The sequence below is a fragment of the Ramlibacter monticola genome, assembly GCF_016722785.1.
In the GTDB taxonomy this organism is placed as follows: Bacteria; Pseudomonadota; Gammaproteobacteria; order Burkholderiales; family Burkholderiaceae_C; genus Ramlibacter; species Ramlibacter monticola.
On sequence record NZ_JAEQNE010000007.1, the window covers coordinates 1 to 14,423 of the forward strand.

Genomic DNA, 14,423 nt, shown 5'->3' on the forward strand with positions numbered 1-14,423 from the left:
TGCAACACCGGCGGTCGACCAGGCGAGCGCAGGTTCGCGCGTAGTGACCGATTCGACTTCCGCTTCTTCGCTTTCATCAACACCTCCAATCAGGACGTGTTGCTACGACGAGTTGAATTCACCTTGGATACCGCGGTCGGAGTGGTGCACTAAGGGATGACGCGTTCGCCTTTGGCGCAGCGCCATCTTGAATGCCTGGCTGACCTCCTCGCTGCTCAGGCCGTCGTGCACGTGCCACCCCATGATCTTGCGCGAATAGGCATCGGTGATGAGACTCACGTACACCATCTGCTCGCGGGTGCGCAGGTAGGTCACATCGGCCACCCAGACCTGCTCGCACCCGGTGGGCACCACCTTGGCCGGCCCGTCCTTGAGCAGATTCGGGTGACGCCGGTAGAAATGCCGACTGTTGGTCGTCTTGTGGTACGCCCGCAGCGGCCGCACCAGCATGCTGGCATCGCGCAGCACGTCGAACATCGCATCGCGCCCGATCTTGATGCCCTGGCGCTGCAGCGGCTCGTGCAGCATCTGGTGCAGCTTGCGCGTGCCAATGCGCGGCTGGGTGCGCCGCTCGTCTCTCACCATTGTCACCACGGTGGCGTGCTGCTCCTTGCGGCGGTGCTCGCATGCGACCCGCTTGTAGTGCGCTTGGCGGCTGATGCCCATGAAGCGGCAAGCCATCGCCACGCTCAGTCCTTCGACGAGCTTTTCCGCGACGACTTGCCCACAGGCTTTTTTGCGACTTGGACTCCATAGTCGCGCTTGAGCACGCCCACGACTGCCTCGAAGAAGGCTGCCTTTTGCTGGGCTTCCTTGAGCTGCAACTCGAGCTCTTTGATCCGCTGCTCTGGCGGTACTGGTTTGCTGGGCGCCGACATTCCTTGGACCTTTTTGCCCATAGATGATGCCTTGCGCCAGTGTGGACGGCCATGTTTGCGCAACCACGTCAGTACGGTCGAAGAACCCTGGATCCCGTACCGGTCCTGAGCCTGGCGGTGCGTCAGTTCGCCTCGTTCCACCTGTTCAACCACGGCCAGCTTGAAGGCCAGTGTGTAGTCGTTCTGCGTTCTCTTGATCCATTCAGCCAATTGAGCTTCCTTTCTGGGGGCCAGAAAGGTGTCAACCGATTTCAGGACGGGTCACAGGCCCGCCCTGGCCCTACGCAGCGCGCGGATCCGGCAGCTTCCCTCGCGCACCTGCTTCTCGCGGCGCACCGCTTGCGGCGCGCGTCACCGGAGCCGCTGCGCACGAACCTGGCGAGGCGCAGGACCAGAGCGGGGCTGTCCGGCTCGGCGACATAAAGGAGGAGGCGCGGGCGCCGCGCTCACCCGGGGCGCGGTTCTCATCCGCGCCGGGGGACAGTCGCAGAGACGGACAGCCCCGTTCTGGTCCTGCAAGAAAGCCACTGCGCGCACGAGCGGATTCGCATCCTACGGAAATGAACCCCCTCCAGCAGCCTCCCCGCAAATCCGCGAAAGAACCTTCTTTCGTTCCGCGCTAGCATGCGGATTCCACCCCCGCGGGGAGCATCGATGGCCAAGTTCATCGTTCGCGCGCATCACCCAGCCGCGGCCCTGGCCTGCGCCGCGCTCGGTTGCGCGGCGGCCGGGCCCCTGCTGGAAGGCGATGTCCGTCTCACTGCGGGCGAATGGAGCGAGATCCGCAGCGTGCTGGCCTGGCCAGGCCAGCCGATCCGCGGCGTGCATGTGCGGCAAGTCGGCGATGAGGGCGCGCGCCTGCTGGAGGTGGAGATCGATTCCGTGGACGTCGACCGCGCGGAGGATTTCCGCCTGTGGTTCAGGGCCCTGTGCTCGAACGGGACGGGAGCCTGGAAATGCGAGCCCGTCGCCCACGTGGTGCAGCCCGCCGCGGGCGGGGCGATCGCGATCGGCCCGGAGGTGACGCCGCAGGACGTGCTGGTGCTGGCGCGCTACATGGGCCACGTGCCGGGCCGGCCCGGCCAGCGCGAACTGCTGTCGGTGCACGCGAGCGGCGGGATGTACCAGGTCAGCTACCGCTTCCGCGGCTGCGAGCACCTTGTGAAGCTGCGCAGGGAAGGCGATCTGTTCATGCTGGCGCATCCGCGCGCGCCAGGGGTGAGTGCCTGTCCCTGACTAGCGCATCGCCTGCCCCGCCATCCGCAGGCACAGGTCGAACGCGTGCTGCAGTCCGTCGGCGCGCGCGATGCCGCGGCCGGCGATGTCGAAGGCGCTGCCGCTGGCGGACGTCGCCACCGGCACCGGTAGTCCGCCGTGCAGGGTGACGCCGCGCTCGAACCCCATCAGCTTCATCGCGATCTGGCCCTGGTCGTGGTACATCGAGACCACCGCGTCGAAGTCGCCGCGCCGCGCCGCGATGAACACCGTGTCGGGCGACCAGGGGCCGCTTGCCTCCAGGCCGTCGCGCTGCAGGCGCTCGATGGTGGGCGCGATCACCTCGATCTCCTCGCGGCCGATCGAGCCGCCGTCGCCGGCATGCGGATTGAGGCCCGAGACGGCGATGCGCGGACGCGCGATGCCGGCGCGGCGCAGTGCGGTATCGAGGATGTGCACTGCATCGGCGACCGCCTCCGGCGTGATCAGGCGCGCCACCTCGCGCAGCGGCACGTGGGAGGTGACGCGCGAGGTCCACAGGGCGTCGGTGATGTTGAATTCGCAGACGAAGCCGCGCACCCCGAACAGGCCCTGCATGAAGCGCAGCTCGTCCTCCTCCTGCATGCCCGCCACCCGCAGCGAATGCTTGTTGAGGGGCGCGAACACGATGCCGTCGACGACGCCTTCGTGCGCCAGCGCGGTCGCGGTGGCGAGGGCGTCCAGCGCCAGCTCGCCGGCCACCTCGCTGCACTGGCCCATGGGCGGCAGGCCGGCTGCGGGCTCGCGCAGCGCGAGGTGGGCGACGCGGCCCACCTCGAAGCGCAGCGCATCGCGACTGGCCGCCGTGTGGACCGGGACGCGCGCGCCCGCGATGCGCTCGCCGGCGGCCAGCACCGAGGACGCGGCGAGCAGCAGCACGTCGCAGGCTTCGCGGTTCTCCGCCCGCGCCAGCAGCCGCACGCCCATTTCGGGACCGACGCCGGCCGGGTCCCCGAGCAGCACCGCCAGCCGCGGCTTCCTCGTCAGGCTCACAAACCTTCTCCCTTGATGTTGGCGTCCCGCACCAGCTTGCGGAAGCGCTCGAATTCCTGCCGGTTCATCTCGGCGAAGGCCTCGCCGCTCAAGGCGCCCACTTCGCCACCCAGCCCCTTGATCCGCGCCTGCACGTCGGGCAGCTTCAGCACCTTCGCCAGTTCGGCAGCCAGCGCATCGACCACCGCCTTCGGCGTGCCGGCGGTGACGTAGAGGCCGTACCAGGTCTGCACGTCGGCGCCCTTGACGCCGGCTTCGGCCAGGGTCGGCACGTCGGGCAGTTCGGCCGCCCGCCGCTCGGACATCACCGCCAGCGGGCGGAACTTGCCGCCGCGGATCTGCCCCATGGCCGACGAGGTGGAGTCGAACATCATGGTGACCTCGCCGCCGAGGATGTCGATGTGCGCCTGCGAACTGCCCTTGTAGGGGACGTGGATCGCCTTGGTGCCGGTGGCGAGCGCGAAGGCTTCGCCGGCGATGTGCTGGGTGCTACCGATGCCGGAGGAGGCGTATTTCAGCTGGCCCGGCTTGTCCGCCATCGCCGCGACCAGTTCCTTCGCCGAGCGGTAGGGCGAGGCGGCGGACACCACCAGCACGTTGGGCATCACGGCCACCAGCCCGATCGGCTGCAGGTCCTTCAGCGGATCGAACTTCAGCTTCAGCAGGTGGGGCGCGATCGCCTGCCCGGTGTTGGTGGCGAGCAGCAGCGTATTGCCGTCGGGCGGGGCGTGCGCGGCGACGTCGGCCGCGATCGTGTTGGAGGCGCCGGGCCGGTTCTCGACCACCACCGACTGCCGGAAGGCGGCCGCGAACTTCTCGGCCAGCATGCGCGCGAGGATGTCCGTGCCGCCACCGGGCGAGGCGCCCACCATGATGCGCAAGGGTTTGTCGGGCCAGCCCTGGGCCTGCGCGGGCGCGCCGGCGGCCAGCGCCAGGGCGAAGGCCGCGAGCGCCACGGTGGCGTGGCGGCGGGTCGGAGTTGCCATTCTTGTCTCCTGCTGGCGCGGTCCGGGCCGCGCTCCAGCGCAGGGTAAGAGCTCCCATCATTCCATTCCAATGAATTTCCCTGAATAATCCATGCAGAATCGGATATCTCGACCGTGTCCAAGCCCTTGTCGGACACCGCCCTGCTGATGCGCCTGCGCACCCGGCAACTGCTGTTGCTGGAGGCCCTGGGGCGGGAGCACAACCTCGGCCGCGCGGCGGCCGCGCTGGGCATGAGCCAGCCGGCGGCGACGCGCCTGCTGCAGCAGGCGGAAGACACCGTGGGCGTCCCGCTCTTCACCCGGCTCGCGCGCGGCATGGAGCCCACGCCCAGCGGCGAGGTGCTGGTGCGCTTCGCCCGCCAGCACCTGGTGGACTTCCGCGTGGCGCGCGAACAGATGACGGCGCTGCTCTCCGGCCTGCGCGGCCAGCTGCGCGTGGGCAGCGTGCCGGGCGCCCTGCCGCAGCTGCTCGGGCCCGCGCTGGGCGAGTACAAGCGGCAGCATCCGCAGGTGGCGGTGTCGGTGCTGGTGGAGACCAGCGACGTGATGCTGGGCCTGCTCGAACGCGGTGAGGTCGACCTCGTGCTGGGCCGCCCGACGGAGCGCCACTTCGACGACGAGCTTGCAATCGAGCAGCTGCTGGCGGAGCCGCAGGTGGCCGTGGCGCGGGCCGCGCACCCGCTGCTGCAGCAGGCCGGCATCGCGCTGGCGGACCTCGTGTCCTGGCCCTGGATCCTGCAGCCGCCGGGCGCGCCGCAGCGCAGCCGCTTCGAAGCCGGCCTGCGCGAGGCCGGGCTGCACGTGCGGCTGGACATCACGGAGACCGCGTCGACCGTCGCCACCACCGTGCTGCTGGAGGCCAGCGACATGCTGGCGATCATGCCGGCGTCGCTGGCGGCGCACTACGCGCGGCTCGGGCTGCTGCAGGTGCTGCCGGTGGAATTGCCGCTGCGGGTGCCACCGATCCACCTGATGACGCGCAGGCAGCGCGAGCTGTCGCCGGCGGCGCTGGGCTTCGTCGAGGTGCTGCGGGGGCGCGCCACCGGCGCCACCCCCTGACGGCTAGTTCGCCCGCGAGAACCGCGCGCGCGCCGACGCCAGGCGATTCGCGTACTTCCCGCGCGTGAGCAGGTGGGCGCCGGCCAGCATCATGCTGCCGAAGCCGACGATCGTGCCGGTGCCCAATGAGCGCGCCACGCTGCTGGCCAGTTCCGGCGCGCGCGGCCCGGCCAGTTCGAGCCGGCGCCGGGTCATGCGCGCGCCCAGCTCCGACAGCTGCTCGGGGATCAGGCGCTCCGCCGCGGGCAGCAGCAGCGTCTCCTCGTCGGCCACGTGGTGCATCACGTGCCGCATCAGATCGAAGTAGGTGTCGTCGAACGCGCCGTCGGTCACCGGCATGTTGCGCAGGCGCGAGATCAGGCCGCGCATCTCGTCGTGCTCCGGCGTGCTCTTGCGCAGGACCTCGGTGTCCGCCACCACGCGCAGGGCGGGGTAGAAGATCTCTTCCTCCAGCTGGGCGTGGATCTCGATCGCGAGGCACACGTTGTCCGCCAGCCCGCGCTTCTGCCGCTCGGAGGACCCGATCTCGTACTGGTGGAAAGCCGTGAGCACGTGCGTGTGGTCCAGCCGGATCATGTTCGTGATGCTCGGCGACAGCTGGGATAGCAGGGAAGACATCTCGCTCGCTCCTGGGATTCGTTTGCCAGCCATTCGGCCGCGTTGGCGCAGCCCTGCCTGTCAGACGGGACCGCTAGTCGCTCGCCGGCACCGTCCCGCCGGACGCCCGGCGCGGCCGTACGCCATGCGGCGTACAGACCCGCCGCGGGGCGCTCCCCAGAATCAGCTGCGCAGTCCCACCAACAACTTCTCCTGGAGTCCACATGCAACGTCGCTTCACCCTGAAGGCCCTGACCGCTGCTGCCGCGCTGAGCGCCGCCGGCCTGCCCGCGTGGGCCGCCGACACCATCAAGGTCGGCATCCTGCACAGCCTCTCCGGCACCATGGCCATCTCCGAAACCGTGCTCAAGGACACGGCCCTGATGGCGATCGAGGAGATCAACGCCAAGGGCGGCGTGCTGGGCAAGAAGCTGGAGCCGGTGGTGGTCGACCCCGCGTCCAACTGGCCCCTGTTCGCCGAGAAGACCAAGCAGCTGCTGACCCAGGACAAGGTGGCCGTGATCTTCGGCTGCTGGACCTCGGTGAGCCGCAAGTCGGTGCTGCCGGTCGTGGAAGAGCTCAACGGCCTGCTGTTCTATCCGGTCCAGTACGAGGGCGAGGAGCTCTCGAGGAACGTGTTCTACACCGGCGCCGCGCCCAACCAGCAGGCCATCCCGGCCGTCGAATACCTCATGAGCAAGGAAGGCGGCGGGGCCAAGCGCTTCGTGCTGCTGGGCACCGACTACGTCTACCCGCGCACCACCAACAAGATCCTGCGCGCCTTCCTGAAGTCCAAGGGCATCGCCGATGCGGACATCATGGAGGAGTACACGCCCTTCGGCCACAGCGACTACCAGACCATCATCCAGAAGGTCAAGAAGTTCGCCGGCGAGGGCAAGAAGACCGCGGTGATCTCCACCATCAACGGCGACTCCAACGTGCCCTTCTACAAGGAGCTGGGCAACGCCGGCCTGAAGGCCAAGGACGTGCCGGTGGTGGCCTTCTCGGTCGGCGAGGAGGAACTGCGCGGCGTCGACACCAAGCCGCTGGTGGGCCACCTCGCCGCCTGGAACTACTTCATGTCGGTGAAGAACCCCACCAACACCGAGTTCACCAAGAAGTGGGGCGACTACGCCAAGACCAAGAACATCCCCGGCCACAAGGACAAGCCGCTGACCAACGACCCGATGGAGGCCACCTACATCGGCGTCTACATGTGGAAGCAGGCGGTGGAGAAGGCCAAGTCCACCGACGTGGACAAGGTGATCGCCGCCATGTCCGGCCAGACCTTCAAGGCGCCCTCCGGCTTCACGGCCAAGATGGACGAGAAGAACCACCACCTGCACAAGCCGGTGTTCATCGGCGAGGTGAAGTCCGACGGCCAGTTCAACGTGGTGTGGAAGACGCCGGGTCCCGTCAAGGCCAAGCCCTGGTCGCCCTTCATCGACGGCAACGACAAGAAGAAGGACGAGCCGGACGGCAAGTCGAAGATGTGACCCACCCCCGAAGCGGCCTGCGGCCGCCTCCCCCTCGAGGGGGCGGCGCGGCCGCTTGGGGCGGCCCGGCGCGGCGCGCCTGCGCGAATGAACACCGTCTGATCCGATGCTCCGTCTCCTCATCTCACTCTCGTTCGTCCTGGCGGGCGCTGCCCACGCGCTCACCCTCGACGAAGCGAAGGCCCTCGCCCTCGGCGAGTCCGACGCCCGCATCGAGGCGCTGAACAAGGCCGTCGCGGCGGCCGACGACCGGACGGCCGCCTTCCTGCAGGCGCTCGCGGACGACGCCGTGAAGACCGCCGGCGGCCAGGTTTTCATCGTGCGCGACGAGAAGGCGAGCGACCCGGTCAGCGGCGCGCCGGTCGCGCTGCCCGCCGATGCCGAGGACGTGATCAACAACAACCGCATGCGCGGCGAACTGGACTCGGCGTTGGCCGCCCTGAAGCTGTTCTCGAAGGACGAGAAGCTGCGCGCCGCGGCGGTCGCCGAACTGCAGAAGGAGCCGGACGAGTCCAAGCTGGCGCTGATCGAGAAGGCCCACGCGGCCGAAACGAATGCGGCGATCCGGGCGCAGCTCGGGCTGGTGCGCGCGGCGGCGCTGCTTTCCAGCAGCGATCGCGCGCGGCGGCTGGAGGCCGCGCAGGCGCTGACGGCGAGCCGCAGCCCGGCGACGCGCAACCTGCTGCTGCAGCGCCTGCAGGACGAGAGCGACCCGCAAGTGCGCTCCGCGCTGCAGGCTTCCGTGCGCAGCCTCGATGCCTCGCTGGTCTGGGGCGAACGCGCCGCGGCCCTGTTTTCCGGCATCAGCCTCGGCTCCATCCTGCTGCTGGTGGCGCTGGGGCTCGCGATCACCTACGGCCTGATGGGCGTGATCAACATGGCCCACGGCGAGCTGATGATGATCGGCGCCTACGCGACCTACGTGGTGCAGGGCCTGTTCCAGAAATACCTGCCCGGCGCCTTCGACTGGTACCTGCCGGCCGCGCTGCCGGTCGCCTTCGGCGCCTCGGCGCTGATGGGCGCGGTGCTCGAACGCGGCGTGATCCGATTCCTGTATGGCCGGCCGCTGGAGACCCTGCTGGCCACCTGGGGCATCAGCCTGATGCTGATGCAGCTGGTGCGCTCGGTGTTCGGGGCGCAGAACGTCGCGGTCGAGAACCCCAGGTGGATGAGCGGCGGCGTCGTGCTCCTGGGCAACCTGCAGCTGCCGTGGAACCGCATCGTGATCGTCGCCTTCGCGTTCGCGGTGCTGGGCGGGATGGCCTTCCTGATCGCGCGCACGCGGCTGGGGCTGTTCGTGCGCGGCGTGACGCAGAACCGGCCGATCGCGTCCTGCATGGGCGTGAACACCGCGCGGGTGGACACCTATGCCTTCGCGCTCGGCTCCGGCATCGCGGGCCTGGCAGGGTGCGCGCTCAGCCAGATCGGCAACGTCGGTCCCGACCTGGGGCAGGCCTACATCGTGGACTCCTTCATGGTGGTGGTGCTGGGCGGCGTGGGGCAATTGGCGGGCACGGTGTACGCGGCGCTGGGGCTGGGGGTCCTGAACAAGTTCATCGAGGGCTGGGCCGGCGCTGTCCTGGCGAAGATCGCGGTGCTGGTGCTGATCGTGGTGTTCATCCAGAAGCGGCCGCAGGGGCTGTTCGCGGTGAAGGGAAGGAGCGCGGAGGCATGAGCGCAGTCCTTCCACCCCTGGACGACGGCGCCTTCTCCCGCTTGCGTGAGAAGGCGGGCGAGGAGGGGGATCCGGGCGCGCAGGGCCCTCACCCCGGCCCCCTGCCGCAGGCGGGAGAGGGAGTGAACCTGCCCCGCGTCCCGACGGTGTTGACCCGCGCCGGCTGGACCGCTTTCGCCGTCGCCCTGATCTTCGTCTGCGCCGTCGCCCCGATCCTCAACCTCCTCGTCCCCCAGACCAGCGCCTTCCACCTCAGCGACTATGCCGTCGCCCTGGTCGGCAAGATCATGTGCTACGCCATCGCCGCGCTGGCCATGGACCTGATCTGGGGCTACACCGGCATCCTCTCGCTGGGGCACGGCGTCTTCTTCGCGCTCGGCGGCTATGCGATGGGCATGTACCTGATGCGGCAGATCGGCCGCGACGGCCACTACCACAGCGAGCTGCCGGACTTCATGGTGTTCCTGGACTGGAAATCCCTGCCCTGGCACTGGACCTTCTCCGACAGCTTCCTCGCCACCTGCCTCTTGATCGTGGCGGTGCCCGGCCTGCTCGCCTTCGTGTTCGGCTACTTCGCCTTCCGCTCGCGCATCAAGGGCGTGTACTTCTCGATCATCACGCAGGCGCTGACCTATGCCGCGATGCTGCTGTTCTTCCGCAACGAGACCGGCTTCGGCGGCAACAACGGCTTCACGGACTTCAAGCGCATCGTCGGCGTCGCCATCGCCACGCCGCAGATGCGCATGACGCTGTTCGTGCTGACCGGGCTGGCGCTGCTCGGCTTCTTCCTGTTCGCCCGCTTCCTCGTGGCCAGCAAGTTCGGCCGGGTGCTGCAGGCGATCCGCGATGCCGAGTCCCGCGTCATGTTCTGCGGCTACAACCCGGTGGGCTACAAGCTGGCCGTCTGGACGCTCAGCGCCGTCATGTGCGGCGTGGCCGGGGCGCTCTACGTGCCGCAGGTGGGCATCATCAATCCCGGCGAGATGAGCCCGGCCAACTCCATCGAGATCGCGATCTGGGCGGCGGTGGGCGGCCGCGCCAGCCTCGTCGGGCCGATCGTGGGGGCCTTCATCGTCAACGGGGCCAAGAGCTGGCTGACCGTGAGCGCGCCCGAGTTCTGGCTGTATTTCCTCGGCGCCCTGTTCATTGCCGTCACGCTGTTCCTGCCGGACGGGGTGGTGGGCCTGGTGAAGAAATTCTGGAGGAAGAGGGCGCCATGACCCCGGACCTGATGGAGGAGGGCGCGCGGCGCGCCTCGGCCTACGCGGCGATGAAGGCGCGCGGGCGCACTGCGTCCGGCGGACGCGCCGCCGGCTTCGGCCGGCCGGTCAAGCCCGGCGAGGTGGACGTCACGCACGGCCGCATCCTGTACCTCGAGGACGTCAGCGTCAGCTTCGACGGCTTCAAGGCCATCGACAAGCTGTCGCTGGACATCGCGCCGGGCGAGCTGCGCTGCGTGATCGGGCCGAACGGCGCCGGCAAGACGACCATGATGGACATCATCACCGGCAAGACCCGCCCCGACAGCGGCTCGGTCTTCTTCGGCAGCACCATCGACCTGCTGCGCTACCGCGAGGCCGAGATCGCGCAGTTGGGCATCGGCCGCAAGTTCCAGAAGCCCACCGTGTTCGAGCAGCTCACGGTGTACGAGAACCTGGAGCTGGCGCTCAAGACCGACAAGGGCGTGCTCGCCTCGGTGCGCTTCCGCCCCGATTCGGCCGAAGGCGACCGGCTCGCGGAAGTGCTGCGGACCATCCACCTCGCGGGCCACGTGGACCGCCTCGCCGGCACGCTGAGCCACGGCCAGAAGCAGTGGCTGGAGATCGGCATGCTGCTGATGCAGGACCCGAAACTGCTGCTGCTGGACGAGCCGGTGGCCGGCATGACCGACGAGGAAACCGCGCGGACCGCGGAGCTGTTCCTGTCGCTCAAGGGAAGGCACTCGCTGATGGTGGTGGAACACGACATGGGCTTCATCAAGACCATCTCCGAGAAGGTGACGGTGCTGCACGAAGGCGCGGTGCTGGCCGAGGGTTCGCTGGAGCAGGTGCAGGCGGACGAGCGCGTGATCGAGGTTTACCTGGGGCGCTGAATGCTTTCCATCCAGAACGTCAACCAGTACTACGGCGGCTCCCACATCCTGCGCGACGTGAGCCTCGAGGCGAAGCCGGGGCAGGTCACCGTGATCCTCGGGCGCAACGGCGTCGGCAAGACCACGCTGCTGAAGGCGCTGATGGGGCTGGTGCCGGTCCGCAACGGCAGCATCTCCTTCGAAGGCCACTCGCTCGCCCGCGCCACGCCCTACCAGCGCGCCCGCGCCGGCATCGGCTACGTTCCGCAGGGGCGCGAGATCTTCGCCCGGCTCACGGTGGAAGAGAACCTGCGCATGGGCCTGGCCACGCGGCCCGGCGGCACGCCCATCCCCCCCGAGACCTTCGAGCGCTTCCCGGTGCTCCGGCAGATGCTGCACCGGCGCGGCGGCGACCTCTCCGGTGGCCAGCAGCAGCAGCTCGCGATCGCGCGGGCCCTGGCGGCGAAGCCGCGCCTGCTGGTGCTGGACGAGCCGACCGAGGGCATCCAGCCCAGCATCATCAAGGACATCGGCCGCGTGATCCGCCTGCTGGCCGACCGCGGCGACATGGCGATCCTGCTGGTGGAGCAGTACTACGACTTCGCCCGCGAGTTGGCCGATGCCTACGTCGTGATGGAACGCGGCGAGGTCCTCGCGCGCGGCCTGGGCAAGGACATGGAGGCCCACGGCGTCCGCCAGCTGGTCGCCATCTGAGCCTGCCCGGGAATCAAATCGGAGCCTTCCTACCGGGCCTGCCGCAGGCGCCCGGCAGCTCGCGCGCGTGCGTCTCCTTAAGCTGGATGCAGCAACATCTTCAAAAGGAGAATCTCCATGCCGGTCATCCTCTGGCTCCTCGGCGTCCCGCTGGGCATCGTGCTGCTGCTGATGCTCTTCGGCGTCCTCTGACGCGACGCGCGTTCAGCTCACGCCACCCTTGCGGGTGGCGTCTTCGCGTGGGACTTCCGTTTCGGGCGGCTCGGGTTTTCGCCTGAGCTGCTCCATCTGCTCGAAGTTCCGGCCCGAGGCGTCACCCCGGTTGCCGCCTTCGGTCTCCCTGCCGGCGGCCGGCCCCACCTGCGCCTCCTGGTTGGCATAAGGCTGCGCGCCCTTGCCGTCATCCCAGCTCACCTCGTTGCGGTAGCCGTGCTTCGCGCGGCCGTCCTCCTGGCCCTGCTTCCCACGGGCATCGCCTTCGGCTTCGGCCGGATCCTTGCGTTGGTTCTCGTTCATCGTGCACTCCCAAAAACGGCTGACCCGCCCAAGGGTGAGCCCTTGCGGCGGGTCGGGGCGTAGGACGACGCCCGCTGGCGCCGTCGCGATCGCGCGGCTTAGTACTTGGAGCCGCCGCTGGAGCCCATGGACGGCATCGAGGAGCTGCCCATAGGCGACGAGGAGTTGCCCATCGTCGGCGAGGACGGGGACGCGCCCATGGAGCTCGTGGAGGAGGACGAGCCGATCACGGTCTCCGATTCGCGCAGCAGGCCGCCGGCGGCGACGCTGCCCTCGACGTCGCCGGTGTTGCCCAGCATGCGCGAACGGCAGGCAGCGCGGTCATCGGCGAGGGTGTGGTACTCGCAGCGCGCCGCCGCATTCAAGGCATAGTCTTCCAGCCGCCCACGCTGCTTCTCGGCCTGGGCGTTGCGGGCTTCCTTCAGGCAGGTGGCCAGGTCCTGCTGGGTGTGGCCGCTGCGGCAGGCGCTCAGCTCGGACTGGTAGCTGCCGCTCGAATCGATGCTTTCCGCGCCCGGGAATGCCTTGTCGGAGGCGACCTGGGCGGTCGCGGCACCCACGGCCAGCAGGGCGGCGGCACCGAAGGACAGCATGGCCTTGAGGGATCGGTCCGTCTTTTTCATGGCGGGAACTCCTTGCATTTCGATTGAATACCCGCAGTCTGGATGGCGCATCGCGGACCCGATGCCGGAGAGGGGCGTTCCTGTTTACCGACGTTGCCCCGCGCGACAGTAGGACGATGCCGGCAGGCGGCGCTAGACGTTCCAGCCCCGGGGTTCGGGGCCCGGAATATTCCACAGCAAGAGCCTCCACGCGCGGCGGATCGCCTTCAGCAGTTGCATGGCCGGTTCGACCAGGGGGGCCAGCACGCGCACGACGACGACGCGCGGACCGGGTGCCGTTGCGCCCGCACTGGCCGCCAGCGCATGAACCCCGATGGCCGCGCGGGCCGCTTCGAGCAGATCCTCGCGCAGCTGGCGCGGCAGTTCCTCGCCCGCGGCGAAGAAGAGGCTGCCCAGGCAGCGATGCCCCGCCAGGCCCAGCGGGCCCTCCATGAGCCGCACGTCCTCGGCGGCGATGCGCCCGCGCTCCAGCCACGCGCCTTCCACTTCCAGGTGCTGCAACACGCTGCCGCGCTCGAAGGGTCGGCCCGCCTGCGGCAGTCCCAGCGCGGCGATGTCCCACCCGAGCAACTGCGCGCCGGGATCCAGTTGCATGCGCAGGCGGTTCTCCGCCCGGCAGCCGCTGTAGTAGAGCGCTTCGAGCGGCAGCCACTCGAGCCGCGCGCCCGCCGCGAGCCGGAGGCGCACGTCCTGCACCGCGGCTTCGCCCTCGCTGCGGTAGAAGCGCGACGCGCCCGGCGTGGTCACCAGCCCGTGGCTGCCTTCGGCCGCCGTGACTTCGATCGCGAGCGTGTCGCCGCCGACCAGGCCGCCGGGCGGGTGCACCAGCACGTTGTGGCACACCGCCTCGCCTTCGGGCCAGAGGCTTTGCAGGATGCGCAGCGGGCCGTCGTGGCCGAAGCGCGCCACGCTGCGGGCGCCTTCGCGGGTGTAGTCGAGTCGGAGCCGGGCGTGCCAGGGCATGCGGTCGAGTGTAGTCAGCTGTCGGGCGCCGGCCCGCTGCAAGCCGCGCTGGACCGTGACTCCGGTTCGCGACGGTGCGCTGTTGTCCGACGCGCCGTTGCGCCTGCCCCGCACCGATTCGGGTTAAGACCGACTACGCCCGCGCTTGACGGCGGACCCCATAGTGAGCAGCACCGGCCCTCCTTGGGCAGGTGGACCTTGCCCCGTCGGGGTGGGGCCCGACCTTCAACAACTCGCCCATTTGCGGCAAAAGGAGTGCGACTATGGGTTTTCTGATTTGGTTGATCATTGGCGGTATCGTCGGCTGGCTGGCTAGCATGATCATGCGCACCGATGGCCAGCAGGGCCTCCTGCTGAACATCGTGGTGGGTATCGTGGGTGCGTTCCTGGGCGGCTGGCTCATCTCCCCGCTGGTGGGCGTGGGCACCATCAACCAGGGCATCAGCATCGGATCGGTGGTCGTGTCCCTGATCGGCGCCATCATCCTGCTCGCCATCGTGAACCTGTTCCGCCGCGGACGGGTCCGCTGAGCGCGGCCCCAAGAAGAAACACGGATTCGCGGGCTCGTCCCCGCATCGGGAGCGCCAGCACTGGCGCT

General features: G+C 69.1%; 14 protein-coding genes and 1 pseudogene. 8 read left to right on the top strand and 7 right to left on the bottom strand.

Annotated elements, in window-relative coordinates:
* Positions 1-123: 123 nt before the first annotated feature.
* A pseudogene (locus JJ685_RS29905) lies at positions 124-1,088 on the bottom strand (IS3 family transposase); the annotation flags it as partial.
* A 444-nt stretch (positions 1,089-1,532) separates the two neighbouring features.
* Between JJ685_RS29905 and JJ685_RS22585 the strand changes: the two are divergent.
* Positions 1,533-2,114 (top strand): hypothetical protein, encoded by a 582-nt coding sequence (locus JJ685_RS22585; protein ID WP_201676621.1) that lies wholly within the window; start codon positions 1,533-1,535, stop codon positions 2,112-2,114.
* Here the strand turns inward: JJ685_RS22585 and JJ685_RS22590 are convergent, their stop codons facing one another.
* Together JJ685_RS22590 and JJ685_RS22595 are read right to left on the bottom strand one after the other, a co-directional pair.
* A complete protein-coding gene (locus JJ685_RS22590) occupies positions 2,115-3,125 on the bottom strand; it encodes a 4-hydroxythreonine-4-phosphate dehydrogenase PdxA (protein ID WP_330901822.1) in 1,011 nt (336 codons plus the stop codon). It abuts the gene before it with no gap.
* Positions 3,122-4,111 carry a Bug family tripartite tricarboxylate transporter substrate binding protein gene (locus tag JJ685_RS22595; protein ID WP_201676622.1) on the bottom strand — a complete coding sequence of 330 codons (990 nt, stop codon included), beginning with the start codon at positions 4,109-4,111 and terminating at the stop codon, positions 3,122-3,124. The genes JJ685_RS22590 and JJ685_RS22595 overlap by 4 nt, the downstream gene beginning before the upstream one ends.
* Positions 4,112-4,225: 114 nt before the next feature.
* On the opposite strand from JJ685_RS22595, the gene JJ685_RS22600 reads away from it, so the two are divergent.
* Positions 4,226-5,170, top strand: a complete 945-nt coding sequence (locus JJ685_RS22600; RefSeq protein ID WP_330901823.1) for a LysR family transcriptional regulator — start codon at positions 4,226-4,228, stop codon at positions 5,168-5,170.
* A 3-nt stretch (positions 5,171-5,173) separates the two neighbouring features.
* On the opposite strand, the gene JJ685_RS22605 is transcribed toward JJ685_RS22600, so the two are convergent.
* Positions 5,174-5,788, bottom strand: a complete 615-nt coding sequence (locus tag JJ685_RS22605) for a hemerythrin domain-containing protein (protein ID WP_201676623.1) — start codon at positions 5,786-5,788, stop codon at positions 5,174-5,176.
* Between the two features lie 203 nt (positions 5,789-5,991).
* Here JJ685_RS22605 and urtA point away from each other — a divergent pair, with 203 nt between their 5' ends.
* From urtA to urtE, 5 genes are all read left to right on the top strand, one after another.
* Complete coding sequence (gene urtA, locus JJ685_RS22610; protein WP_201676624.1) at positions 5,992-7,263, top strand: urea ABC transporter substrate-binding protein; 1,272 nt, start codon at positions 5,992-5,994, stop codon at positions 7,261-7,263.
* A gap of 106 nt (positions 7,264-7,369) precedes the next feature.
* A complete protein-coding gene (urtB, locus tag JJ685_RS22615) occupies positions 7,370-8,938 on the top strand; it encodes an urea ABC transporter permease subunit UrtB (protein WP_201676625.1) in 1,569 nt (522 codons plus the stop codon).
* Positions 8,935-10,158 carry an urea ABC transporter permease subunit UrtC gene (gene urtC, locus JJ685_RS22620; RefSeq protein WP_201676626.1) on the top strand — a complete coding sequence of 408 codons (1,224 nt, stop codon included), beginning with the start codon at positions 8,935-8,937 and terminating at the stop codon, positions 10,156-10,158. The genes urtB and urtC overlap by 4 nt, the downstream gene beginning before the upstream one ends.
* A complete protein-coding gene (urtD, locus tag JJ685_RS22625) occupies positions 10,155-11,030 on the top strand; it encodes an urea ABC transporter ATP-binding protein UrtD (RefSeq protein WP_201676627.1) in 876 nt (291 codons plus the stop codon). Before urtC ends, urtD begins: the two co-directional genes overlap by 4 nt.
* Positions 11,031-11,723, top strand: a complete 693-nt coding sequence (urtE, locus tag JJ685_RS22630; protein WP_201676628.1) for an urea ABC transporter ATP-binding subunit UrtE — start codon at positions 11,031-11,033, stop codon at positions 11,721-11,723.
* Between the two features lie 204 nt (positions 11,724-11,927).
* Here urtE and JJ685_RS22635 read toward each other — a convergent pair whose 3' ends face one another.
* The 3 genes from JJ685_RS22635 to JJ685_RS22645 all read right to left on the bottom strand — a co-directional run bounded on the left by JJ685_RS22635 (position 11,928) and on the right by JJ685_RS22645 (position 13,825).
* Positions 11,928-12,239: a hypothetical protein gene (locus JJ685_RS22635; protein ID WP_201676629.1), complete on the bottom strand. Its 312-nt coding sequence runs from the start codon at positions 12,237-12,239 to the stop codon at positions 11,928-11,930.
* 98 nt (positions 12,240-12,337) lie between these two features.
* Positions 12,338-12,862, bottom strand: a complete 525-nt coding sequence (locus JJ685_RS22640) for a hypothetical protein (RefSeq protein WP_201676630.1) — start codon at positions 12,860-12,862, stop codon at positions 12,338-12,340.
* Positions 12,863-12,994: 132 nt separating this feature from the next.
* Positions 12,995-13,825 (bottom strand): urease accessory protein UreD, encoded by an 831-nt coding sequence (locus JJ685_RS22645; RefSeq protein WP_201676631.1) that lies wholly within the window; start codon positions 13,823-13,825, stop codon positions 12,995-12,997.
* Positions 13,826-14,088: 263 nt separating this feature from the next.
* Between JJ685_RS22645 and JJ685_RS22650 the strand changes: the two genes are divergently transcribed.
* Complete coding sequence (locus JJ685_RS22650) at positions 14,089-14,355, top strand: GlsB/YeaQ/YmgE family stress response membrane protein (protein WP_201676632.1); 267 nt, start codon at positions 14,089-14,091, stop codon at positions 14,353-14,355.
* Positions 14,356-14,423: the final 68 nt, after the last annotated feature.